18 protein-coding genes are annotated in these 20,195 nt (G+C 72.9%); 4 read left to right on the top strand and 14 right to left on the bottom strand.

Annotated elements, in window-relative coordinates; all coding sequences use genetic code 11:
- Position 1: 1 nt before the first annotated feature.
- The 9 genes from cysD to AB0E91_RS03260 all read right to left on the bottom strand — a co-directional run bounded on the left by cysD (position 2) and on the right by AB0E91_RS03260 (position 7,932).
- On the bottom strand, positions 2–946 hold the full coding sequence (gene cysD, locus AB0E91_RS03300; protein ID WP_361774360.1) for a sulfate adenylyltransferase subunit CysD: 945 nt from the start codon (positions 944–946) through the stop codon (positions 2–4).
- Positions 943–1,509: an adenylyl-sulfate kinase gene (gene cysC / locus AB0E91_RS03295; protein WP_361774357.1), complete on the bottom strand. Its 567-nt coding sequence runs from the start codon at positions 1,507–1,509 to the stop codon at positions 943–945. Before cysC ends, cysD begins: the two co-directional genes overlap by 4 nt.
- Before the next feature lie 11 nt (positions 1,510–1,520).
- On the bottom strand, positions 1,521–2,231 hold the full coding sequence (locus AB0E91_RS03290) for a phosphoadenylyl-sulfate reductase (RefSeq protein WP_361774354.1): 711 nt from the start codon (positions 2,229–2,231) through the stop codon (positions 1,521–1,523).
- A complete protein-coding gene (locus AB0E91_RS03285; RefSeq protein ID WP_361774351.1) occupies positions 2,228–2,410 on the bottom strand; it encodes a hypothetical protein in 183 nt (60 codons plus the stop codon). Before AB0E91_RS03285 ends, AB0E91_RS03290 begins: the two co-directional genes overlap by 4 nt.
- Complete coding sequence (locus AB0E91_RS03280) at positions 2,407–4,104, bottom strand: nitrite/sulfite reductase (protein WP_361774348.1); 1,698 nt, start codon at positions 4,102–4,104, stop codon at positions 2,407–2,409. The genes AB0E91_RS03285 and AB0E91_RS03280 overlap by 4 nt, the downstream gene beginning before the upstream one ends.
- A gap of 122 nt (positions 4,105–4,226) precedes the next feature.
- Positions 4,227–4,310, bottom strand: a complete 84-nt coding sequence (locus AB0E91_RS03275) for a putative leader peptide (protein WP_309486338.1) — start codon at positions 4,308–4,310, stop codon at positions 4,227–4,229.
- 162 nt (positions 4,311–4,472) lie between these two features.
- The gene (locus tag AB0E91_RS03270) at positions 4,473–5,048 is read right to left on the bottom strand and encodes a GNAT family N-acetyltransferase (RefSeq protein WP_361774345.1); all 576 of its coding nucleotides are present in this window, start codon (positions 5,046–5,048) and stop codon (positions 4,473–4,475) included.
- Between the two features lie 77 nt (positions 5,049–5,125).
- On the bottom strand, positions 5,126–6,469 hold the full coding sequence (locus AB0E91_RS03265; protein ID WP_361774342.1) for a hypothetical protein: 1,344 nt from the start codon (positions 6,467–6,469) through the stop codon (positions 5,126–5,128).
- 152 nt (positions 6,470–6,621) lie between these two features.
- Positions 6,622–7,932 (bottom strand): GAF domain-containing protein, encoded by a 1,311-nt coding sequence (locus tag AB0E91_RS03260; RefSeq protein ID WP_361774339.1) that lies wholly within the window; start codon positions 7,930–7,932, stop codon positions 6,622–6,624.
- Between the two features lie 473 nt (positions 7,933–8,405).
- Between AB0E91_RS03260 and AB0E91_RS03255 the strand changes: the two genes are divergently transcribed.
- On the top strand, positions 8,406–9,557 hold the full coding sequence (locus tag AB0E91_RS03255) for a YihY/virulence factor BrkB family protein (protein ID WP_361774336.1): 1,152 nt from the start codon (positions 8,406–8,408) through the stop codon (positions 9,555–9,557).
- A gap of 216 nt (positions 9,558–9,773) precedes the next feature.
- On the top strand, positions 9,774–11,357 hold the full coding sequence (locus AB0E91_RS03250; RefSeq protein ID WP_361774334.1) for a carboxylesterase family protein: 1,584 nt from the start codon (positions 9,774–9,776) through the stop codon (positions 11,355–11,357).
- 187 nt (positions 11,358–11,544) lie between these two features.
- Here AB0E91_RS03250 and mmuM read toward each other — a convergent pair whose 3' ends face one another.
- From mmuM to AB0E91_RS03230, 4 genes are read right to left on the bottom strand one after another with little or no spacing between them, the layout of a single operon-like run.
- Positions 11,545–12,489 carry a homocysteine S-methyltransferase gene (mmuM, locus tag AB0E91_RS03245; protein WP_361774331.1) on the bottom strand — a complete coding sequence of 315 codons (945 nt, stop codon included), beginning with the start codon at positions 12,487–12,489 and terminating at the stop codon, positions 11,545–11,547.
- A complete protein-coding gene (locus AB0E91_RS03240) occupies positions 12,486–13,190 on the bottom strand; it encodes an alpha/beta hydrolase family protein (RefSeq protein WP_361774328.1) in 705 nt (234 codons plus the stop codon). Before AB0E91_RS03240 ends, mmuM begins: the two co-directional genes overlap by 4 nt.
- Positions 13,183–13,764, bottom strand: coding sequence for a WHG domain-containing protein (locus tag AB0E91_RS03235; RefSeq protein ID WP_361774325.1), 582 nt, complete (start codon positions 13,762–13,764; stop codon positions 13,183–13,185). Before AB0E91_RS03235 ends, AB0E91_RS03240 begins: the two co-directional genes overlap by 8 nt.
- Before the next feature lie 53 nt (positions 13,765–13,817).
- Positions 13,818–15,089: a D-arabinono-1,4-lactone oxidase gene (locus AB0E91_RS03230; protein WP_361774322.1), complete on the bottom strand. Its 1,272-nt coding sequence runs from the start codon at positions 15,087–15,089 to the stop codon at positions 13,818–13,820.
- Positions 15,090–15,294: 205 nt separating this feature from the next.
- Here AB0E91_RS03230 and AB0E91_RS03225 point away from each other — a divergent pair, with 205 nt between their 5' ends.
- Complete coding sequence (locus AB0E91_RS03225) at positions 15,295–16,614, top strand: radical SAM protein (RefSeq protein ID WP_361774319.1); 1,320 nt, start codon at positions 15,295–15,297, stop codon at positions 16,612–16,614.
- A gap of 233 nt (positions 16,615–16,847) precedes the next feature.
- Entirely contained in the window at positions 16,848–18,341 is a 1,494-nt protein-coding gene (locus tag AB0E91_RS03220; RefSeq protein WP_361774316.1) for a cellulose-binding domain-containing protein, read from the top strand.
- Between the two features lie 52 nt (positions 18,342–18,393).
- On the opposite strand, the gene AB0E91_RS03215 is transcribed toward AB0E91_RS03220, so the two are convergent.
- Entirely contained in the window at positions 18,394–19,932 is a 1,539-nt protein-coding gene (locus AB0E91_RS03215) for a hypothetical protein (protein ID WP_361774313.1), read from the bottom strand.
- Between the last annotated feature and the right edge of the window lie 263 nt (positions 19,933–20,195).

Here is a 20,195-nt window from a genome sequence, read left to right as displayed (position 1 = left end):
GCTAGAAGTACCCCTCCCGCTTGCGGTCTTCCATCGCGGCCTCGGAGAGCCGGTCGTCGGCGCGGGTCGCGCCGCGCTCGGTCAGCCGGGAGGCGGCGATCTCCGCGATCACCGCGTCCAGCGTGGCCGCGTCGGAGTCCACCGCTCCCGTGCAGGACATGTCCCCGACCGTCCGGTAGCGGATCAGGCGCCGCTCCACGGACTCGTCGTCCCTCGGGCCGCCCCAGTCGCCGGCCGTCAGCCACATGCCGTCGCGCCGGAACACCTCGCGCTCGTGCGCGAAGTAGATCTCCGGCAGGACGATCTCCTCGCGTGCGATGTACTGCCACACGTCCAGCTCGGTCCAGTTGGACAGCGGGAAGACCCGGACGTGCTCGCCCGGCGCGTGCCGGCCGTTGTACAGGTTCCACAGCTCCGGGCGCTGGCGGCGCGGGTTCCACTGCGAGAACTCGTCCCGCAGCGAGAACACCCGCTCCTTGGCGCGGGCCTTCTCCTCGTCCCGGCGGCCGCCGCCGAAGACCGCGTCGAACTTCTCGCTGCGGATCTTTTCCGTCAGCGGCAGCGTCTGCAGCGGATTGCGGGTGCCGTCGGGGCGTTCCTTGAGCACACCCCGGTCGATGTAGTCCTGTACGGAGGCCACATGGAGCCGCAGCCCATGTGCGGCCACCACACGGTCCCGGTACTCCAGCACCTCGGGGAAGTTGTGTCCGGTGTCCACATGGAGCAGCGTGAAGGGCACCGCGGCCGGCGCGAACGCCTTCAGCGCGAGATGCAGCATGACGATCGAGTCCTTGCCCCCGGAGAACAGGATCACCGGGTTCTCGAACTCGCCCGCCACCTCGCGGAAGATGTGCACCGCCTCGGACTCCAGCGCGTCCAGGTGCGAGAGGGCGTACGGGCTGTCCGTGCCCTCGTCGCCGCCCGTGACCTTGGCGACGGTCGTCATGCCAGTCCCCTCTCGCCGAGCAGCGCGCGCACCGCGGCCGCGGACTCCGACACGCTCCGCCCCTGCGTCTCGATGCGCAGGTCCGGCGCCTCGGGCGCCTCGTACGGGTCGTCCACACCGGTCAGCCCGGTCAGCTCCCCGGCGGCCTGCCGGGCGTACAGCCCCTTCACGTCCCGCTCGCCGCACACCTCGACCGGCGTCGCCACATGCACCTCCAGGTACGGCGTTCCGGCCGCCGCGTGCCGCTTGCGCACCGCCTCGCGGCTGTCCGCGTACGGGGCGATCACCGGCACCAGCACCAGCACGCCGTTGCGGGCGAGCAGTTCGGCGACGAAGCCGATGCGCTGGACGTTGGTGTGCCGGTCCTCGCGGCTGAAGCCGAGCCCTGCGGAGAGGAACTCGCGGATCTCGTCCCCGTCGAGCACCTCCACCCGGTGTCCCTGTGCGCGCAGCGCTCCGGCCAGTTCGGTGGCGATGGTGGTCTTGCCCGCGCTCGGCAGACCGGTGAGCCAGACGGTGGCTCCGCTCGTCACGTGTCGCTCCTGAGTCGGTTCGGTCGTCATCCGTGCGGTCGTCATCCGTGCAGTCCGCACTCGGTCTTGGCCCGCCCGGCCCAGCGTCCGGCGCGCGCGTCCTCGCCCTCCAGCACCCGGCGGGTGCAGGGGGCGCAGCCGACGGAGGCGTAGCCGTCCATCAGCAACGGGTTGGTCAGGACGCCGTGTTCGGTGACGTAGGCGTCCACGTTGTCCTGGGTCCAGCGGGCGATGGGGGAGACCTTGACCTTGCCGCGCTTCGCGTCCCAGCCGACGACCGGGGTGTTCGCCCGGGTCGGGGACTCGTCCCGGCGCAGCCCGGTCGCCCATGCCTGATAACCCGTCAATCCGGCTTCCAGCGGCTGGACTTTACGCAGTGCGCAGCACAGGTCGGGGTCGCGGTCGTGCAGCTTCGGGCCGTGCTCGGCGTCCTGCTCGGCCACCGTTCGCGCGGGCGTGAGCGTGATGACGTTGACGTCCATCACGGCCGCCACGGCGTCGCGGGTGCCGATGGTCTCCGGGAAGTGGTAGCCGGTGTCCAGGAACACCACGTCCACGCCCGGCCGTACCCGCGAGGCGAGGTGGGCGACCACCGCGTCCTCCATGGAGGAGGTGACACAGAACCGCTCGCCGAAGGTGTCCACCGCCCAGCGCAGGATCTCCGGCGCGGACGCCTCCTCCAGCTCCCGGCCGGCCTCTTCGGCCAGCCGCTTCAACTCCTCGTCGGTGCGCTCTGTCTGAGTGGCCGTCATGTCGATCCGTCCCCTCCGTCGTCGGCTCGCCGCAGTCCCCGGGCGAGCAGCCCGAGGAACTTCAGCTGGAAGGCCCGGTTGCAGGCCCCGCATTCCCAGGCGCCGTGTCCCTCCTCGCTCGGGCGCAGGTCCTCGTCACCGCAGTAGGGGCAGTAGAACGGCGCGGCACGCTCGCTCACGACAGCGCCTCCTCGGAGGCCCGCGCGGCCCAGACGGCGAACCGCTCGCCGTCCGCGCGCTCGGCCTGGAAGCGCTTCAGCACGCGCTCCACGTAGTCCGGCAGTTCCTGCGAAGTGACCTTCAGGCCGCGGACCTTGCGGCCGAAGCCCGCCTCCAGCCCGAGCGCGCCGCCCAGGTGCACCTGGAAGCCCTCCACCTGGTTGCCGTCGTCGTCCACGACCAACTGGCCCTTGAGACCGATGTCCGCGACCTGGATACGGGCGCAGGCGTTCGGGCAGCCGTTGATGTTGATGGTGATCGGCTCGTCGAACTCCGGGAGGCGGCGCTCCAGTTCGTCGATCAGCGAGATGCCGCGCGCCTTCGTCTCCACGATGGCGAGCTTGCAGAACTCGATGCCGGTGCAGGCCATCGTGCCCCGCCGGAACGGCGAGGGACCGACCCTCAGATCCAGCGCCTCGAGACCGGCCACCAGCGACTCGACCCGGTCGGCCTCGACGTCGAGCACGATCATCTTCTGCTCGACGGTGGTACGGACCCGGCCCGAGCCGTGCTCCTCCGCGAGACCGGCGATCTTGGCGAGCGTCGCCCCGTCCACCCGGCCGACACGCGGCGCGAACCCGACGTAGAACAGGCCGTCCCGCTGCCGGTGCACACCCACGTGGTCCCGCCAGCGCTCCACCGGCTGCTCGGGCGCGGGGCCGTCGAGCAGGGGGCGCTTCAGGTACTCGTCCTCCAGCACCCGCCGGAACTTCTCCGCGCCCCAGTCCGCGACCAGGAACTTCAGCCGGGCGCGGTTGCGCAGCCTGCGGTAGCCGTAGTCGCGGAAGATCGAGATGACGCCCTCGTACACGTCGGGCACCTCGTCGAGCGGCACCCAAGCGCCCAGCCGTACACCGATCTTGGGGTTGGTGGACAGTCCGCCGCCCACCCACAGGTCGAAGCCGGGGCCGTGCTCGGGGTGCACGACGCCCACGAACGCGATGTCGTTGATCTCGTGCGCCACGTCGAGCAGCGGCGAGCCCGAGATCGCGGACTTGAACTTGCGCGGGAGGTTGGAGAAGTCCGGGTTGCCGATGATCCGGCGGTGGATCTCGTCGATCGCCGGGGTGCCGTCGATGATCTCGTCCTCGGCGATGCCCGCGACCGGCGAACCGAGGATCACGCGCGGCACGTCGCCGCACGCCTCGGTCGTGGACAGGCCGACCCCTTCGAGACGGTTCCAGATCTCGGGCACGTCCTCGATGCGGATCCAGTGCAGCTGGATGTTCTGCCGGTCGGTGATGTCGGCCGTGCCGCGCGCGAACTCCTCGGAGACCTCGCCGATCACGCGCAGCTGCTCGGTGGTCAGACGGCCACCGTCGATCCGCACCCGCAGCATGAAGTACTTGTCGTCCAGCTCCTCCGGCTCCAGCACCGCCGTCTTGCCGCCGTCGATGCCGGGCTTGCGCTGGGTGTACAGGCCCCACCAGCGCATCCGGCCGCGCAGATCGTTCGGGTCGATGGAGTCGAAGCCGCGCTGGGAGTAGATCGTCTCAATGCGTGTCCGCACATTGAGACCGTCGTCGTCCTTCTTCAGCTGTTCGTTGCCGTTGAGCGGGGTGTGGTGTCCCATCGCCCACTGGCCCTCGCCGCGGTGGCGACTGACCTTGCGGCGGGGCGCGGAGGCAGCGGGGGGCTGGGGGGTGGCGGCCATGGTTCTAGAGTCCTTCGACGGGCGAAAATCGGCTCTGGCCTGCGCACGTGCGCGCGCACGTGGGCAATTCACGTGCGCGGCGGTGCGCGGAAAGCGAAAAGAGAATCGGCGGAGCTGGTGTGTCAGCTCGCCGGACAGATGGCGCTGGACATGCGGCCGAGATCGACGTGCCGTCGACTCACCAGGGCGATTCCAGTTCCAGACATGACGGCAGCGTTGCACGCGGATCTCCGGGCAGTCCACCATTGTCCGGATTGTGGACGCATCCATTCTGCATGGCGAGACGGACGTGGGGGTTCCGCAGCGTGCCGGCCCGTCCCGCCACAGGGGTCACTTCGCAGGCGTCACTTCACGGTTCGCCGCTCGGCTCACTCCGCGAACGCGCCGGGCCACGGTCCGGGCGTCGCCGCCTCCTGCTCCAGGGCGACCTCGGTGTCGTAGAGCGTGAAGCCGCGCCGCTGGTAGTTGACCAGCGCGAACTCGCCGTCCCAGCTGCACGTGTGCACCCACACCCGCTTGGTCGGCGCGAGCCCCGGCCACCGCTCGGCCAGGTCCCAGGCGCGCGCCGTGCCGTACGACAGCAGATGGCCGCCGATGCGACGCCCCCGGAAGGCGGGCAGCAGCCCGAAGTAGGCGATCTCCACCACGCCGTCACCCTTGGCGTCCAGCTCCACAAAACCGGCCGGAGTGCCATGGTCGTACGCCACCCATGTCTCCACCCCGGGCCGCTCCAGATACTCCCGCCAGCGGGCGTGGCTCCAGCCGAGCCGGTCGGTCCAGCGGATGTCACCACCCACCGACGCGTACAGGAAGCGGCTGAACTCCGGCGAGGACACCTCGGCGCGCACGATCCGCACGGCGTCGCCCTCCGGAGCGGCGGCCGGCAGGAGGTCGGCGGAGGAGTTCTGCTCCAGGAACCAGGTGGTGACAGGGACGTTGCTCATGACGGCCAGAAAATCATCGGGCGGCCGGACCTGTCGATCCCCTCCGCCCCGGTCCAGCGACTCCTCCAGGCTCCGCCTCAGTCGAGCGACTCCTCCAGCCGCGCCAGCGGCACCGCGAACAGCATCCGGTCGGACAGCGACCACACCTCGCCGGTCTCCTGCCAGTACGACAGCGAGCCCGCCGAGTCCGCCGGGTCCGTCCAGCAGTGGTGGGAGGAGTCCGAGCCGCAGCGGGCCGCCGTCGCGCCACGGGTGTCCTGACGCCACAGCCCGCCCCGGTCGTTCGCCGACTTCGGCTGGGTCCCTATGTACCAGGACGACATGTCCGTGCCGGGACGGTGGTAGGAGAGCACACCCCGGATGCCGCGCGCCCGGGTCCGGTACACCTCGGCCGCGTCGGCGCGGCCGGTGGAGTCGGTGGCGAGCAGTCCGCCGCGCGCGGGGGCGCCGCTGAACGCGTACCGCCACAGCCGGGTCCGCCGCTCACCGCTCGCCGGGGTCTGCTCCCCGGCCACCAGACTGTCGGGCGAGGTGCCCCGGTCCAGCGAGAGCGGGCCGGGACAGGGCGGCCCGGAGGTGCCGCAGCGTCCGTCGTGGAAGCGGTACGAGCCGATGGCGGGCATCACATACCGGTAGCCGGCCGCCGACCAGCCGTGCGGCACCCGGCCGATCGCGGGCTCGTCCACGGTGGTGCGCTGGATGCGGTCGAGGTCGTAGACGTAGAGCGCCTCGGCGCCCGTCCGGCCCGCACTGACCAGCAGTTTGTTGTCGTACCAGACCATGCCCGAGATCCCGGAGTCCAGCCCCCGGTAGTCGCTGCCGCCGTTCTCGGGCACCACGAGGAGCACCCAGCGGTAGACGGGCCGGGCGGGGTCGTCGAAGTCGGCGAAGGCGACCCGGGCGAGCCCGCGCTCGGCGCCGGACCCCTCGGTGGTGCTGTGGCTCCAGCCGGTCAGGACCACCCGGTGCGTGCCCCAGACGCCGTCCTCGTCCGCGTCCCCGGAGGTGGTCACCGAGGCGGGGCGCCAGGCGGTGTCGGCGGTGTCGGCGCGGTCCCAGCAGTAGGAGCGTGTGGCGGTGGGGGCGAGCGGCAGGGTGGCGCGCTCCTCGGAGTCGCAGGCGGAGCCCACACGCATCGCGCGGTCGGCGTCGCGCAGTACGGCGTCCACCCCGACCGGGCGCCCCATGGACCCGGCGAGCCGGTCGAGCGTGCGCGCGGGCACCAGGTTCTCCTGGAGCCGCAGCGGAGCGGTGTCCGCCTGAGCGGTGAGCGGTGTGAGCGCGCCCGGGTCGCCGGTGACCGTGGCCTGCGAGGCGCTGATCAGCGTGGCCGCCGCGGTGAGGGCGAGGCCGGTCCCGGTCAGGACCGCGCGCAGGGCCATGCCTCGTCTGCGCCTGCGGTGTCGGCCGCGATGCTTCATGTTTCCTCCCGAGGCGGTCCAACTGCACCCGGCGATCGTTGTGTTGACCGCGAGGCCGTTGGGCGGACCCGTCAGGGATGCTACGGCAGCGAGCGGCGCTCCGGGGGGAGGACCCCGCAAGTGCGGGGAAGACGCCCGCGTTCGGGGGGTGTTCACCCTATTCTGTTCGGGCCGGGTGTTCGCACTTCGTCCCCGGCGGCCGTCCGGGCGTGGCCGCGCAGCCGGGCCAGCGCGGGTGCGGTGGAGTGGGGCAGCAGGGCGGCGGGCTCCTCGGGCAGCAGCACCTCCACGTCCGCGTCCTCCCGGAACCGGTAGGGCCGGTCCAGCAACAGCGCGCCCAGATAACGCCGTACGCGCGACATCTCCGCGCGCACCGTCACCGTTCTGGACCCGTCGCCGAACAGGTCCTCCGCGAGACCGGCCGCGCTGCGCCCCGCGCGGTGCTCGGCCAGGAGCAGCAGCAACTCGGCGTGCCGGGCGCTCAGTTCGCGCGACCAGGGACCGGCGGCGCCGGACACCGTCAGCGTGCGGCGGTCGGGGCGCGCCAGGTCCAGCGTCATCCGCACCCCGGACGTCGTCTCGTCCGCCACCCGCACCAACCAGCCCCCGGCCAGCGGCTCCACCGCGCACGAACCCAGCGCGGCGAGCCGGCGGCGGCCCGGAGAGAGGGAGTTGGGCAGCGCGAGGCGGCGGACGTACGGCATCCCGGTCACCGCCGCCGTCCAGCCGTCCCGGTCCACCACCAGGGCCCGCCCCTCCAGCCGGGCCAGCACCGGAGCCCCGACCGTGCGCAGCCGCTCCAGCGAGGTCAGATGCAGCTCGCGCAGCCGGGCCTCGGCGAGCTTGGCCACCGAGCCCACCCAGGCGAGGGTCGCCGGGTGCATCGTCTCCAGCGGGCCGCTCACGTCCACCACGCCGAGCAGTCGGCCGTCCCGGGGGTCGGTGATCGGCGCCCCCGAACAGGTCCAGGAGACGTGCGAGCGGACGAAGTGCTCGGCGCCGAAGACCTGCACCGGCCGCCGTACGACCGCGGGGGTGCCCACGCCATTGGTGCCGACCGCGTTCTCGCGCCAGTCGGCCCCCACCTCGAAGCCGAGCACGTCGGCCTTGCGCAGCACCGCCGGGGCGCCCTCGCGCCACAGCACGCGGCCCTCGGCGTCGGCGACGACCATGATGTGCCGGGCCACGTCCGCGACCGACAGCAGCCCCTCGCGCAGCACCGGCAGCACGTGCCGCAGCGGCGACTCCCGTCGTCTGCGTCCGACCTCCTCGGGGGACAGCAGCGGCGAGCCACGGCCGTGTTCGGGGTCCACGCCGCTGCGCAGCATCCGCGCCCAGGACTGCTCGATCACCGGCCGGGGCGCGATCCGCGCGTGTTTCCCGGCGAGTCGGGCCTCGCGCACCTCGTTCAGCACCCGCGCCGCCTGCGCCGCGTCCACGGCGGCCAGGCGCGCCCTGTTCATGGGCGGGTCCACCACTTGCGCCTCCCGGAAGCTAGGCGTCCAACACATGTGTCGCGCCAACCCGGCGGCGGCTTCCGGGACGGCGGCTCCCATACTGCCGTCGAGTGGGGGCCGGGCACACCGCTCCGCGCACTCTCGGCAACAAGTTGCAACCCCCTGCAACCCTGGTGAACGGCACGGGGCGCACCGACACTTGAGCCCTGCGCCGCCCCCGGGCGGTGCGTGCGCCCTCCAAGGGGCCCGAGGGGCGGGGGTGGTGCCGTGTCGGCGCAGCACCACCCCCGCGACCCCGGGGCACCGCGATGCGGCGGACCGGACCGGTGGTCCGCCGGCCGACGCGGGGACACCGGCGCCGCGCGGCGCGAGCGAACGGGGCGTCCACGCCCCGTCACATGCGCGCTCATCGGCCTCGCGGCACAGGCGTTCCGCCCCGCGAGGTGAGGGCCGCGCGCCGCGCCGGATACCGTTAGGACGTGCAGTCAGCAAGTGAAACCCCCGAGCGGCGGGGCCGCCTCCACCGGGCCAGAGCCCTTTACCGAAACGTCTCCAAGCGGAGGACCGCCTGGCTGCTGCTGACGGACACCGTCAATTCCTGCATGGAGTACCGCATCCTGGGCCTCGCGGCCGAGGCGGCCTTCTTCACGCTGCTGTCCGTCCCGCCCCTGCTGCTCAGCCTCATCGGCCTCCTCGGCTACGTCGACGACTGGACCGGCGCCGACACCATCCACAGCCTGGAGACCAACCTCCTGGAGGCCTCGCGCACCGTCCTGTCGAACAAGGGCGTCAAGGAGATCGCCGAGCCGATCCTGGACGACGTGATGAAGGGCGGCAGACCCGACGTCATCTCCATCGGCTTCCTGTTCGCCCTCTGGTCGGGCTCCCGCGCGGTGAACGTCTTCATCGACACCATCACCGTCATGTACGGCCTCGACGGCGTCCGGGGCATCGTCAAGACCCGCATCATGGCGTTCCTGCTGTTCATCGTGGCCCTGCTGATCGGCTCGGTGGCGCTGCCGCTGATGGTGGCCGGACCGGACGCGGTGGTCGGCGTCCTGCCCTGGTCCGCGACGGTCGTCAAGGTGCTCTACTGGCCCGTCGTCATCGTCCTGTCCATCGTCTTCCTGACCACGCTCTACCACGTCTCCGTCCCGGTCCGCTCCCCATGGATCGAGGACGTGCCCGGCGCCCTGGTCGCGCTCGCCATGTGGGTCCTCGGCAGCCTCCTGCTGCGGGTGTATCTCACCCACACCATCGAAGGCGCCACCATCTACGGCTCACTGGCGGCCGCCGTCGCCGTGCTGCTGTGGATCGGTGTGTCCGCGTTCGCCGTGCTCGTGGGCGCGGCGGTCAACGCCGCCATCGACCGGGTCTGGCCCGCCGCCGCCACGGCCGCCGCCCGCGAGGCCAACGAACGCCAGCGCGAGGTCCAGATCGCCGAGTACGTGGCCCGGGCCGCCGCGGCCCGCGAGAGCGATCCGGACGACCCCGACATGCCCTCCGAGTTCCCCGAACGCTGGTCCCGCTTCCTGCCCCCCGAGGACATCACCGGGCGGCTCCGCACCCACGCCAGGAACACCCACCACGCGCCCAAGGGCGACAAGGACCGGGGGCACCCGGAGCGGTGAGCGGGGCCCGCGGGCCGCGTGCGGTGGCCTGCGCGGGTCGCCCGGTGTGCCCGGTGTGCCCGGTGTGCGGAGGGGTGGTGCACGGGTCCGTGCAAGGGAATACACCCGCCCTGTGCGGCGCTCTGACATGTGGTGCTCTCCTATGTGGTGCCATGAGCGATCGCCACACGCTCTGTGTGTGATCGACACATGTGCGCGGCGAAGGGCTGGTGGGCGATGACCGCAGACCGGACGGACCCGGTGGTCCGCACGCGGCAAGGGGCCGTACGCGGCCGGTACGAGCAGGACGTCGCCGTGTTCCGGGGCATCCCGTACGCCGCGCCGCCCTTCGGCCCCCGGCGGTTCCGGCCGCCCGAGCCGCACGCGCCCTGGGACGGGGTGCGCGACGCCGGGGACTACGGCCCGACCGCGCCGCAGGTGCCGTACTCCGAGGCGTTCTCCGGCTACCTCTCCGACCCGGTGATCCCCGGCGACGAGTGCCTCAACCTCAACGTCTGGACCCCCGAGCCCGGCCCCGGCGCCCGGCTCCCCGTCCTGGTCTGGCTGCACGGCGGCGCCCTGACCAGGGGTTGCTCGGCCGTACCGGTGTACGGCGGCGGTGCCTTCGCCCGTGACGGGGTCGTCCTCGTCTCGGTCAACTACCGGCTCGGCATCGAGGGCTACGGACTGTTCCCGGACGCGCCCGCCAACCCCGGCCTGCGCGACCAGCTCGCCGCCCTGCGCTGGGTCCACGAGAACATCGCGGCCTTCGGCGGCGACCCGGCGAACGTCACCCTGGCCGGCCAGTCGGCCGGGGCCATCAGCGTCGGCGTCCTGCTGACCGTCCCCGAGTCCCGGGGCCTGGTCCGGCGGGCCGTCCTGCAGAGCGGCGCGCCGGAGGTCTCCGAGCGCGACAAGGTGCGGCGGATGGTGCGCCGTATGGCCGCCCGGCTGAAGGTCCCGGCCACCGCGGCCGCCTTCGCCGCCGTCGGTCCGGACCTGTTGCTGCGCGCCCAGGCCGAGGTGGGGCGGCTGAGCAGCCCCGTGCTCGGCGGCCCCGCCTTCGGCATCGTCCCGGACGGCGACCTCGTGCCCGCCGACCCGCTCCAGGCGCTGGTCGACGGCACGGCGGCACCCGGCGTGGACCTGCTGATGGGCTGGACCCGTGACGAGTACCGGCTGTGGCTCGTCCCCGGCGGGCTCGTCGAACGCGTCGACCGGCTCGGTGCCGTCGCGCTGGCCGGGGCCATGGCCCGCTGCCGGGTCGGCCACGAGGTGCCGCGCGGCTATCGTGCCCTGCACCCGGGGGCGGGGGCTGCCGAGATCGTCGGACAGATGGTCACCGACCACATGTTGCGCGTACCGCTGCACCGCATCGCCGACGCCCGCCCCGGCACCTCCCACCTGTACGAGTTCGCCTGGCAGTCCCACCGCCCCGGCCTCGGCGCCTGCCACGCCCTGGAACTGGGCTTCGTCTTCGACACCGGCGAGGTGCCGGAGGCCGTCAAGCTCGCCGGACACGGCGCGCCGCAGCATCTCGCCGACACCATGCACGCCGCCTGGGTCCGCTTCGCCGCCACCGGCGACCCCGGCTGGCCCGCGTGGGACGCCACCCACCCCGTAAGGGTCTTCGACGACGGCGACGGCCCCGACATCGCCCACGGCCCCCGCGACCCCGAGATCACCCTCTGGGCCACGGCCCCACCCCTACGGGAGCCCCGGGTGTCCACCCCCACCACGTCCATCGTCCGCATTCCCCGGGCCGACCTGTCCTCGGCGGTACGCCGGTTGCGGCGGGCGTCGGCGGGGCGGCGGCACTGAGGGCTCCGAGGCGTGGCATCGGGCGCGGGAATCGCCGACTGCTCCCACGCGGCAGTGGGGCGCCGGTCGCGGCAGGCGCGCGGACGCGGCGGGCGCGCGGACGCGGTCACCGTGCGGCTCGTGGCCACGTGGGCGAAGCACGGGCCGTCGGCATCGGACGTATGCCACCGCCGGGCGCCGCTCCCGTTCAGCGAGCCTCCGCCACCCGCCCAGCCACCGCCCCGATCGTCCCCGGCCCCACCCGGCAGCACCCGCCGATCAGCCGGGCCCCGGCCGCCAGCCAGTCGTCCACCAGCCCGGTGTCGAAGCTCGCGCGGCCGTCCCACGCGCGGGCCTCCGCGTCCCAGGACTCCCCGCTGTTCGGGTAGACCACGACCGGCTTGCCCGTCACCCGGTGGGCCGTCCCGACGGCGTACAGCGCGTCCTCGGGGGCGCAGCAGTTGACGCCCACCGCGATCACCTCGTCCACGTCGGCCGCGAGCCCGAACGCCTCCTCCAGCGGCTGACCGGCCCGCGTGCGCCGCCCCGAGACGGTGTACGACAGCCACACCGGCACCCCGAGCCCGCGCACCGCGCGCAGCAGCGCCACCGCCTCGTCGGTGTCCGGCACGGTCTCCAGGGCCAGCACGTCAGGGGCCGCCCCGGCCAGCACCTCGAGACGCGGCCGGTGGAACCGCTCCAGCTCCGTCACGCTCAGCCCGTACCGCCCCCGGTACTCCGACCCGTCCGCGAGCATCGCCCCGTACGGCCCCGCCGACGCCGCCACCCACAGCGGCCGCGCCACGTCCGCCGCACGGGCCGCCGCACGAGCCGCCTCACGGGCCAGTTCCACGCTGGACGCCATCAGCCGCGCGGCCGCCGCCCGCCCGATCCCGCGCCTGCCGAATCCCTCGAAGGTGGCCTGGTAGCTCGCGGTGATCGCCACGTCCGCGCCCGCCGCGTAATAGGCGAGATGCGCCTCGGTCACCGCCTCCGGCCGCTCGGCCAGCAGCCGCGCCGACCACAGCTCGTCCGAGAGGTCGTGACCGGCCGCCGCCAGCTGGTTGGAGAGACCGCCGTCCAGCACGAGCGGCCCGGCGGCCAGGGCCTCGGCCAGCGAGGGGGCGCCGTGCGTACCGCGATCGCTGCTCATGCTCCCGAAGCTAGTCCCCCGAGCAGCACCTCGGTCAGCCGGTCCGCGAACTCCACCGGATGCTCCAGCGTGCCGAGATGCCCGCCGGGGAACTCCAGCAACCGGCTGCCGTACGCCTCGGCCAGCACCTCCGCCGCATCGCCGGCCACTTCACCGCGCGAGTCCGCCCCGACGGCCAGCGTCAGCCGTTCCGGCTCCGCCAGTGCGGCGGGCACGTACGCCGTGAACGGCCGCAGCACATGCGCGAGGAAGACCCCCATCGGGCTCTCGGCAGGCGGCCGTTCGCCGCCGTCCAGTGCCGCGATCAGCCCCCGCCGCCGCTCCTCCCCGTCCGGCAGCACCAGCGCGCACGGCGGCTCGTGCGCGACCACGTGCGCCAGCCGGCCGGGGTGCCGCGCGAGCAGGGCGAGGGCCGCGATGCCGCCCGAGCTGGTCCCGAAGACGTGCCCCCGTTCGCCCGGCGGCAGCACCTCCTCCAGCACCCGCCGCGCCCCGTCGCTCCAGTCCGGCGGCCGCTGGTCCGGCACCGGCAGCCCCGGCCGGCCGTGGGCGAGGCCCAGCGGGTCGTACGTCACGACGGTGAACCGGCCGGCCAGCCGCTCGGTCAGCGGGCCCAGGCCCATGGGGTGTCCGGCGCCGCCCGGCATCAGCAGCAGTACGGGACCGCTGCCCGTCATGTCGTGGTACGGCCCCTTACGCATCGCCCGTCTCCCTCGGCCAGTGCGTCAGTGCCCGGTGCAGGGCCTCCACGCCCTTGTCCCAGGAGGCCGTGACATCGCGGTCCGCGCCGAAGCCGCCCGCCGATTCCAGGACGCAGTAGCCGTGGAAGGTGCTGCGCAGCAGGCGGACGGCGTCGGTGAGGTCGGGCTCCGCCAGGTCGTAGGCGCGGAGCATCCCGTAGGTGATCTCGGCGGTGCGGCGCAGGGCGGGGGAGTCGGCGATCAGGGACTGGTCGATACGGATCTGGGTGGCGGCGTAGCGGCCGGGGTGTTCGAGCGCGTAGGAGCGGTAGGCGCCCGCGAACGCGGTGAGCGCGGCGCGGCCCGCGCGCCCGGCCACCGCCGCCGCGATGCGGTCGATCAGCTCGCCGCCCGCGAACAGCGCGAGCCGGGTGCGCAGGTCGTGCAGGTTGCGGACGTGCGAGTAGAGGCTCGCGTCCTTCACCCCGAAGCGCCGCGCGAGCGCGGACAGGGTGACGTTCTCGAAGCCGGACTCGTCCGCGAGTTCGGCGGCGGCCGCGACCAGGCGGTCCACGGTGATGCCCGCACGGGCCATCGGCCCACCTCCCTAGGATTCCTCGGCCGAATCCTAGGGCATCTAGGAAGCCTTTACGGCAGCTCCAGCGCCTCCCGCACGAACTCGTTCGTGAACTTGCCCGTCGGGTCCAACTCCCTTGCCAGCGCCCGGAAGTCGGCCAGCCGTGGATACCGGGCGGCCAGCACCGCCGGGGGCGTGGTGAACACCTTGCCCCAGTGCGGGCGCGGCTCGAAGGGGTCCAGTGCCGCCTCCACCGCGCGTACGGCGGGCAGTACGGCAGGCAGGTCGTCGGCCCAGGTGAAGTGCACGGCCGCCGAGTCGCGGCCGTAGGCGGGGCTCAGCCACTGCGTGTCGGCGGCGACCGTGCGGACCTCGCAGGTCAGCAGCGGCCCGGAGAACTCCGCGCGGACGGCCTCCAGCGCACGCAGCGCGTCCGTGGCGGCGGCCCTCGGCAGCAGGTACTCCGACTGGTACTCCGCGCCGCTGCTCGGCGTGAACTCGGCCCGGAAGTGCGGCAGTCGCTCGTGCCAGGGCCCTGCAACGCCGAACTGCCCGGTGCAGTTGACGGAGGGCATCCCCGGCACCGGGTGCTGCGCCTCGGTCGCGGGCGCGGCCCACGGGAAGTCCACCGGCGCCTGGTCGGTGCGCCGCTTCACCCACACCGTACGGAAGCCCGGCGCACGCCAGTCGGTGAACAGGCTGACGCTGTACGCCGATCCGGCGACCGCCTCGAAGTCCAGCCCGTCGAGCGGCAGTTCGGTGAAGACGTGCTGCTCGACCTCGTACGCCGGTTCCAGGTCCAGGGTGAGCGCGGTGACCACGCCGAGCGTGCCCAGCGAGGTCACGGCGCCGTCGAACCCGGCGTCGCCGCGCGCGAGTCCCACCGTCGTGCCGTCCGCCGTGAGCAGCTCGATCTCCCGGACCGCCGACGCCAGCGGGGCGTTGCCGATCCCCGAGCCGTGCGTACCGGTCGCGACCGAGCCCGCGACCGAAATGTGCGGCAGCGAGGCCATGTTGGCGAGCGCGAGCCCCTGGGCGTGCACCGCGCGGGCGAGTTCGGCGTACCGGACGCCGCCCGAGACCCGGACCGTACGGGCCGACGTGTCCACGTCGACGACCGGGGGAAGCGCGGCCAGTGAGACGAGGACGCCCTCGCCGCCGGGGTCCGCGACCGTGTTGAACGAGTGGCCGCTGCCCAGCACCCGTAGCCGCGCGGTGGCGGCCACCAGGGCCCGCAGCGCCTCCACCGACTCCGGCCGGTGGAACTCCTTCGCCGTGTAGGTGACATTGCGGGCCCAGTTGGTGACCGGCTGCCGTCCGGCCGTACTCGCCGTCTCCGTCATCGTCGTCGTCCTCCCCGAGAGTGCCGTTCGCCCCGACCTTCTCACCCCGCCGCCCCCTGGGGAAGATCACCCAGGGGACGGTGCGCCGCACGTCAGGGGCGTCGCACCGGCGGAAACACCGCGCGCCGAGCCTGCCCCGGGACGCCTCCACCGGTGACGGGGGCATACGGTGAGGGATGAACGCGTGAGCCGGGAGGAGACAGGGATGGGCAGCCGCACCGCGCTGGTCGAGGATCTGATGGAGCGGTTCCCGCATGTGCCGCGGGAAGCCGTCTTCAAGGAGGACCTGCTCCGGGGCGGAGTCGCCTTCGACGCCTCGGCCCTCAGCGACAACGAGGACGGCGAGGTCAAGCCGAAGTCGTACTTCATCTTCTCCTTCGACCACGGCACCCTGCCCGAACTGGGCGAGGCCGCCCTGCGCAGGCCCCCGGAGGAGATCATCCTGACCGGCGGCCCCTACGGGCTGCGCCGTACGGTGGTCTCCGTACGGGTGAACCCCGCCTCCCTCTACCGGGTCGCCGCCGACGAGGAGGGGCAGCTCGGCCTCTACCTGGACGGCAGGCGCATCTCCGACGTCGGGGTTCCCCCGATGCCCGAGTACTACCGGCACACCCTCTCCAACGGGAAGTCCGTCATGGAGGTCGCCCCCACCATCCAGTGGGGCTATCTGGTCTATCTGACCGTCTTCCGGGTCTGCCAGTACTTCGGCGCCAAGGAGGAGTGCCAGTACTGCGACATCAACCACAACTGGCGCCAGCACAAGGCCGCCGGGCGCCCCTACACCGGCGTCAAGGACGTGGAGGAGGTCCTGGAGGCGCTCGAGATCATCGACCGCTACGACACCCAGAAGGCCTCCACCGCCTACACCCTGACCGGCGGCGCCATCACCAAGACGGTCTCCGGCCGCGACGAGGCCGACTTCTACGGCCACTACGCCAAGGCCATCGAGGAGCGCTTCCCCGGCCGCTGGATCGGCAAGGTCGTCGCCCAGGCGCTGCCCAAGGCGGACGTGCAGCGCTTCAAGGACTACGGCGTCCAGATCTACCACCCCAACTTCGAGGTGTGGGACGAGTACCTGTTCAAGATGTACTGCCCCGGCAAGGAGCGGTACGTCGGCCGGGACGAGTGGCACAAGCGCATCCTGGACTCCGCCGACGTGTTCGGCGCGCGCAACGTGATCCCCAACTTCGTGGCGGGCGTGGAGATGGCCGAGCCCTTCGGCTTCAAGACGGTCGACGAGGCCATCGCCTCCACCACCGAGGGCCTGCGCTTCTTCATGTCGCACGGCATCACGCCCCGCTTCACCACCTGGTGCCCCGAGCCCACCACCCCGCTCGGCAAGGCCAACCCGCAGGGCGCGCCGCTGGAGTACCACATCCGGCTCCTGGAGGCGTACCGCAACACCATGGACGACTTCGGCCTCTCCTCCCCGCCCGGCTACGGCCCGCCCGGACCCGGCAACGCGGTGTTCTCCGTCAGCTCCTTCATGGACAGCCTGCCGGCCCAGACGCCGGTGGAGGCCTGACGGCCGGACCGAACCGAGGGAAAGGGCGCCCGTGTTGAACACACGGGCGCCCGTTGCCGTATCCACTTGGAGGAATGGCGCGCGGTCACGCCGAGCGACCGGAGGCTCACCGGATTCGCCCGGTCCGCTTGTCAGCCGCCGTGGCGGCGTGAAAAGCTCCTGCCGCCGCGGGGTATCGCCAACTCCATCGCCTCTGTGGTGAGTTGACCTCGTTCGTGGATGCGGGAGTTCGATTGTCCGACCTGCCGACCCCTCAGGACGCCGACGAGACCGCGCTGTTCTCCGAATGCTGGGACGCGGTCCTGTCGTACGCGGACCTGTGCACCGCCGGCTCCATGACGGCGCGCCAGCTGGCCGACGAGGCCTTCACGCTGGGTGTGCGCCGCCTGCGCGCCGAGGGAACGTCCGTACGTGGTCCGGGCCGTCGGGCCGTCCGGCTGCCCGTTGTCCCCGAACTCCTCGCCGCCGTGCGTGAGACGGCCGCCGACTGGGAGGGCGAGGGGAAGGGGCAAGGGCTCGACCCCGACCTCAGGCTGTGGCTCAACTCCGATGCGGCAGCCCGCTATTCGGGCCCGCCCCTCACCCGGCCCATCGCGCTGCGCGGCCTCAGGGACATGCCCGAGGCGGACGCCACGCTGCTCTGGCTCGCCGAGGTGGAGGCGCTGCCGCTGAGCGTCGTAGCCCGCCGCCTGGGCCTCGACCCGCAGACCGTGGGCACCGAACTCGACCAGGTACGCATGCTGTTCCGCGAGCGCTGCCACCGCGCCCACCGGGACACACCGCTGGAGGCCGAGTGCCGCAGCTACGCCCGGCTGCTCGACGCGGTCACGCGCTCACCCGGTGCCGAGGAGCCCGAAGACCTCTCCCGCCACCTCGCCACCTGCGCGCCCTGCGCCGAGGCCGCCGCCTGTCTCCGCCTCCAGGGCGGCGCCCTCGCCTCCGCGCTGGCCGGTGGCGTCGTCGCCTGGGGCGGCCTCGCCTACCTGGAGCGCCGCCGCCGGGCCGCCGAGGTCCGCCTCGGCGCGGGCGCCCCCGGCCGCACCGGGCCCGGCGACCCCGACCGGGACGCCTCCCGGGGCCGCGCGGTGCGCGGCGGGCTGCTCGCTGCGGCCGGACTGATCTCCGTCGTCGCGCTCGGCGCCTCGCTGATGCCGTTCGGTACCTCGGACGGCGACGAGGCCGCCGCCCACGACGACCAGCGCCCGGTCGCCGCCCCCAGCGCCACCCGCCCCAGCCACGCCCCCTCCCGCTCGGCCGCCCCGGCCACCACCCGCACGATCCCGGTCACCCCGGCCCCGAGCACCTCGCAGACCCGCACCCGCCGTGCCACCCCGAGCCCCGGGCACCGGGGGAGCGCCTCCGCCACCGCTACCGCGCCCGCCCCGGGCCCCACCGGCGCGGCCTCCCACGCCCCCACCTGCCATGTCGCCTACCACCTGGACGACCAGTGGAGCGACGGCTTCCAGGCGACCCTCACCGTCACCACCGACGACGCCCTCACCGACTGGCAGCTCGCCTGGACCTTCGACGACGGCCAGCACATCGGCCAGACCTGGGACGCCACCCCGAACCAGTCCGGCACCCGGGTCACCGCCTCCGCCAAGAGCTACAACAAGTCGGTCGCGGCGCACGGGTCGTTCGCGTTCGGGTTCGTCGGAACGCATCAGGGGGCGAACGACGATCCGCGCGCCTTCACCCTCAACGGAGAGAACTGCGCGACGGATTGAGGTACGCCCGCTCGTGCGGGACCGGTACTCCCCTGCACCACAGGCCGGTTGATCACCCGCACGAGCCCTTACCGCCCTCGGCCGGCGCCAACCACGCCTTGTTCGCAGGTATTTTCACCGGCTCACCGGTGACCTGGTCCCACAGGACGGCCGTGCCTCCCGCGACATTGATGAGCAGGTAGGGCCGGTCCGGGGCCAGTTCGGGCCCCTCGCCCGGAACGTTCTCGAGAGCGCTCGTCGTCCTGACACAGGTCCAGGCAGGCTCGACGCCGAAGTAGGGCGGCGGCTCCGTGCCGTGCTCGGCGGCGGCCTTGGTGCGGTGCGCCGCCGCGCTCGCCGAGTCGAGCGCGAACCCGGCGGCCACGGTGAGCGAAGCGACGAAGACGAACGTGTGCAGCAGGACGTTGGTGCGATCACCGGGTGCCGCGTAGGAGTGGTGACGGTGCCGGGCGACGCCCCACCAGGCGGGGACGACCAGCACGTAGGCCAGCATCGACACGAGCTTCAGCGAGGCGAGGAACTGCCACAGGGGCGGCACGTCGAGATCACCGGTGCTCAGGCCCAGTTCGTCGGCGTACAGGGCATGGAGCACGGAACCCGCGGCCACGAAGGTCGAGATCACCAGGGTGATGACGAGAGGTACGGCCCACCCCACCCACTCGCCCCAGCTCCACTGCCGGACCAGCAGCCACAGCCCCGCGACGACACCCAGGACGAGGAAGGTGTACAGCATGCCGGAGGGCGTCCAGGCGTCGCCGTCGGGACCCAGCGCGGCGACCATGAACAGCACGGATGTCCCCAGCACCACCACCGCGCTCGACTTCCGGCGGTCGGGGAACAGCCGCAGGCCCGCACGCGCGGCCCCTACGACACCGACGAAGGCGAGCACGCCCCAGAACCACCAACTGGCCCGGATCGCATGAGTGGCGAACGCCAGGGCCACGGCCGGGACGAACGCCCACACGGCCGCCCGAACGGCCCTTCGCTCGCCCTTCTCCTCGGGCCAGCGCCCCGCCGGGTCCTTCCACATGCCGTCCAGGGGCCGCACGGCCACCCGGCCCGTCGCCGTCGATCCGGGGCGCGATCCGTCGCGCTGTCCGTCGAGCGAGCCGTTGCGGGCCAGCCGCAGGGCCTGCCGGGCGGTGCCGGTCACGATGCCGCCGATGTCGTGGGCACCCCGTGCCAGTGACCAGCCGGCGAAGTGCCTGCGCCACGGAGAGCGCCGCGCGGACCGTCTGCCGCTCGCGTCGACGACGCGCCACCGCGAGCGTGTCTCCCGGTCGCGGTGGACGTGTCCGGCATGGAGCACGTACATCTCCAGCCGCGCGGCCCGGGCCACCTTGCGGACCCGGTCGGCTGCTCCTTGGTCGCACCCCCGGGCGATGCCGAAGAGACGTACCTCGATCTCGTACACACGCGAGTTGGCGGCGGCCGTGACAGCGTCGCCCAGGGGGCCCTGCCCCGCGGGATGATGACCGCGCACCGGCCAGCCGTGCCGGGCGAACCGCTCCTCGGCCTCCTGCCAGTCGTCCTGACCGCCGCGGACCTCGACGAAGACGCGCACCCGTTGGTCGTACCGTTCTCTTGCCATCGGCCGTTCAAATCCCCCTGTTCGCAAGGTCGTACGCGCGGACGCGGGCACGCGAAACAATTCAGTGGTGCCCGCACCCGCGCGCCTCTAGGCTGTGATCGTTCTTGCGGTGGCCCCTTGGTCGCTGCCGCCGTCGTCCGTCGAGTGAGGAATGAGGGGTGAGCCCGATGACCGTCTCCGTGACGAGCGCTGCCCGCGCTCAGCAGACCGTTCGTGCCACCTCCATGGCCTCCGGCTGAACTCTCCCTGTCGCAGGGTCACTT

It is taken from the genome of Streptomyces sp. NPDC026659, assembly GCF_040638245.1.
Lineage (GTDB): Bacteria > Actinomycetota > Actinomycetes > Streptomycetales > Streptomycetaceae > Streptomyces.
Note: the sequence above shows the minus strand (reverse complement) of the source record. Positions and strands in the feature narration are given on the sequence as shown.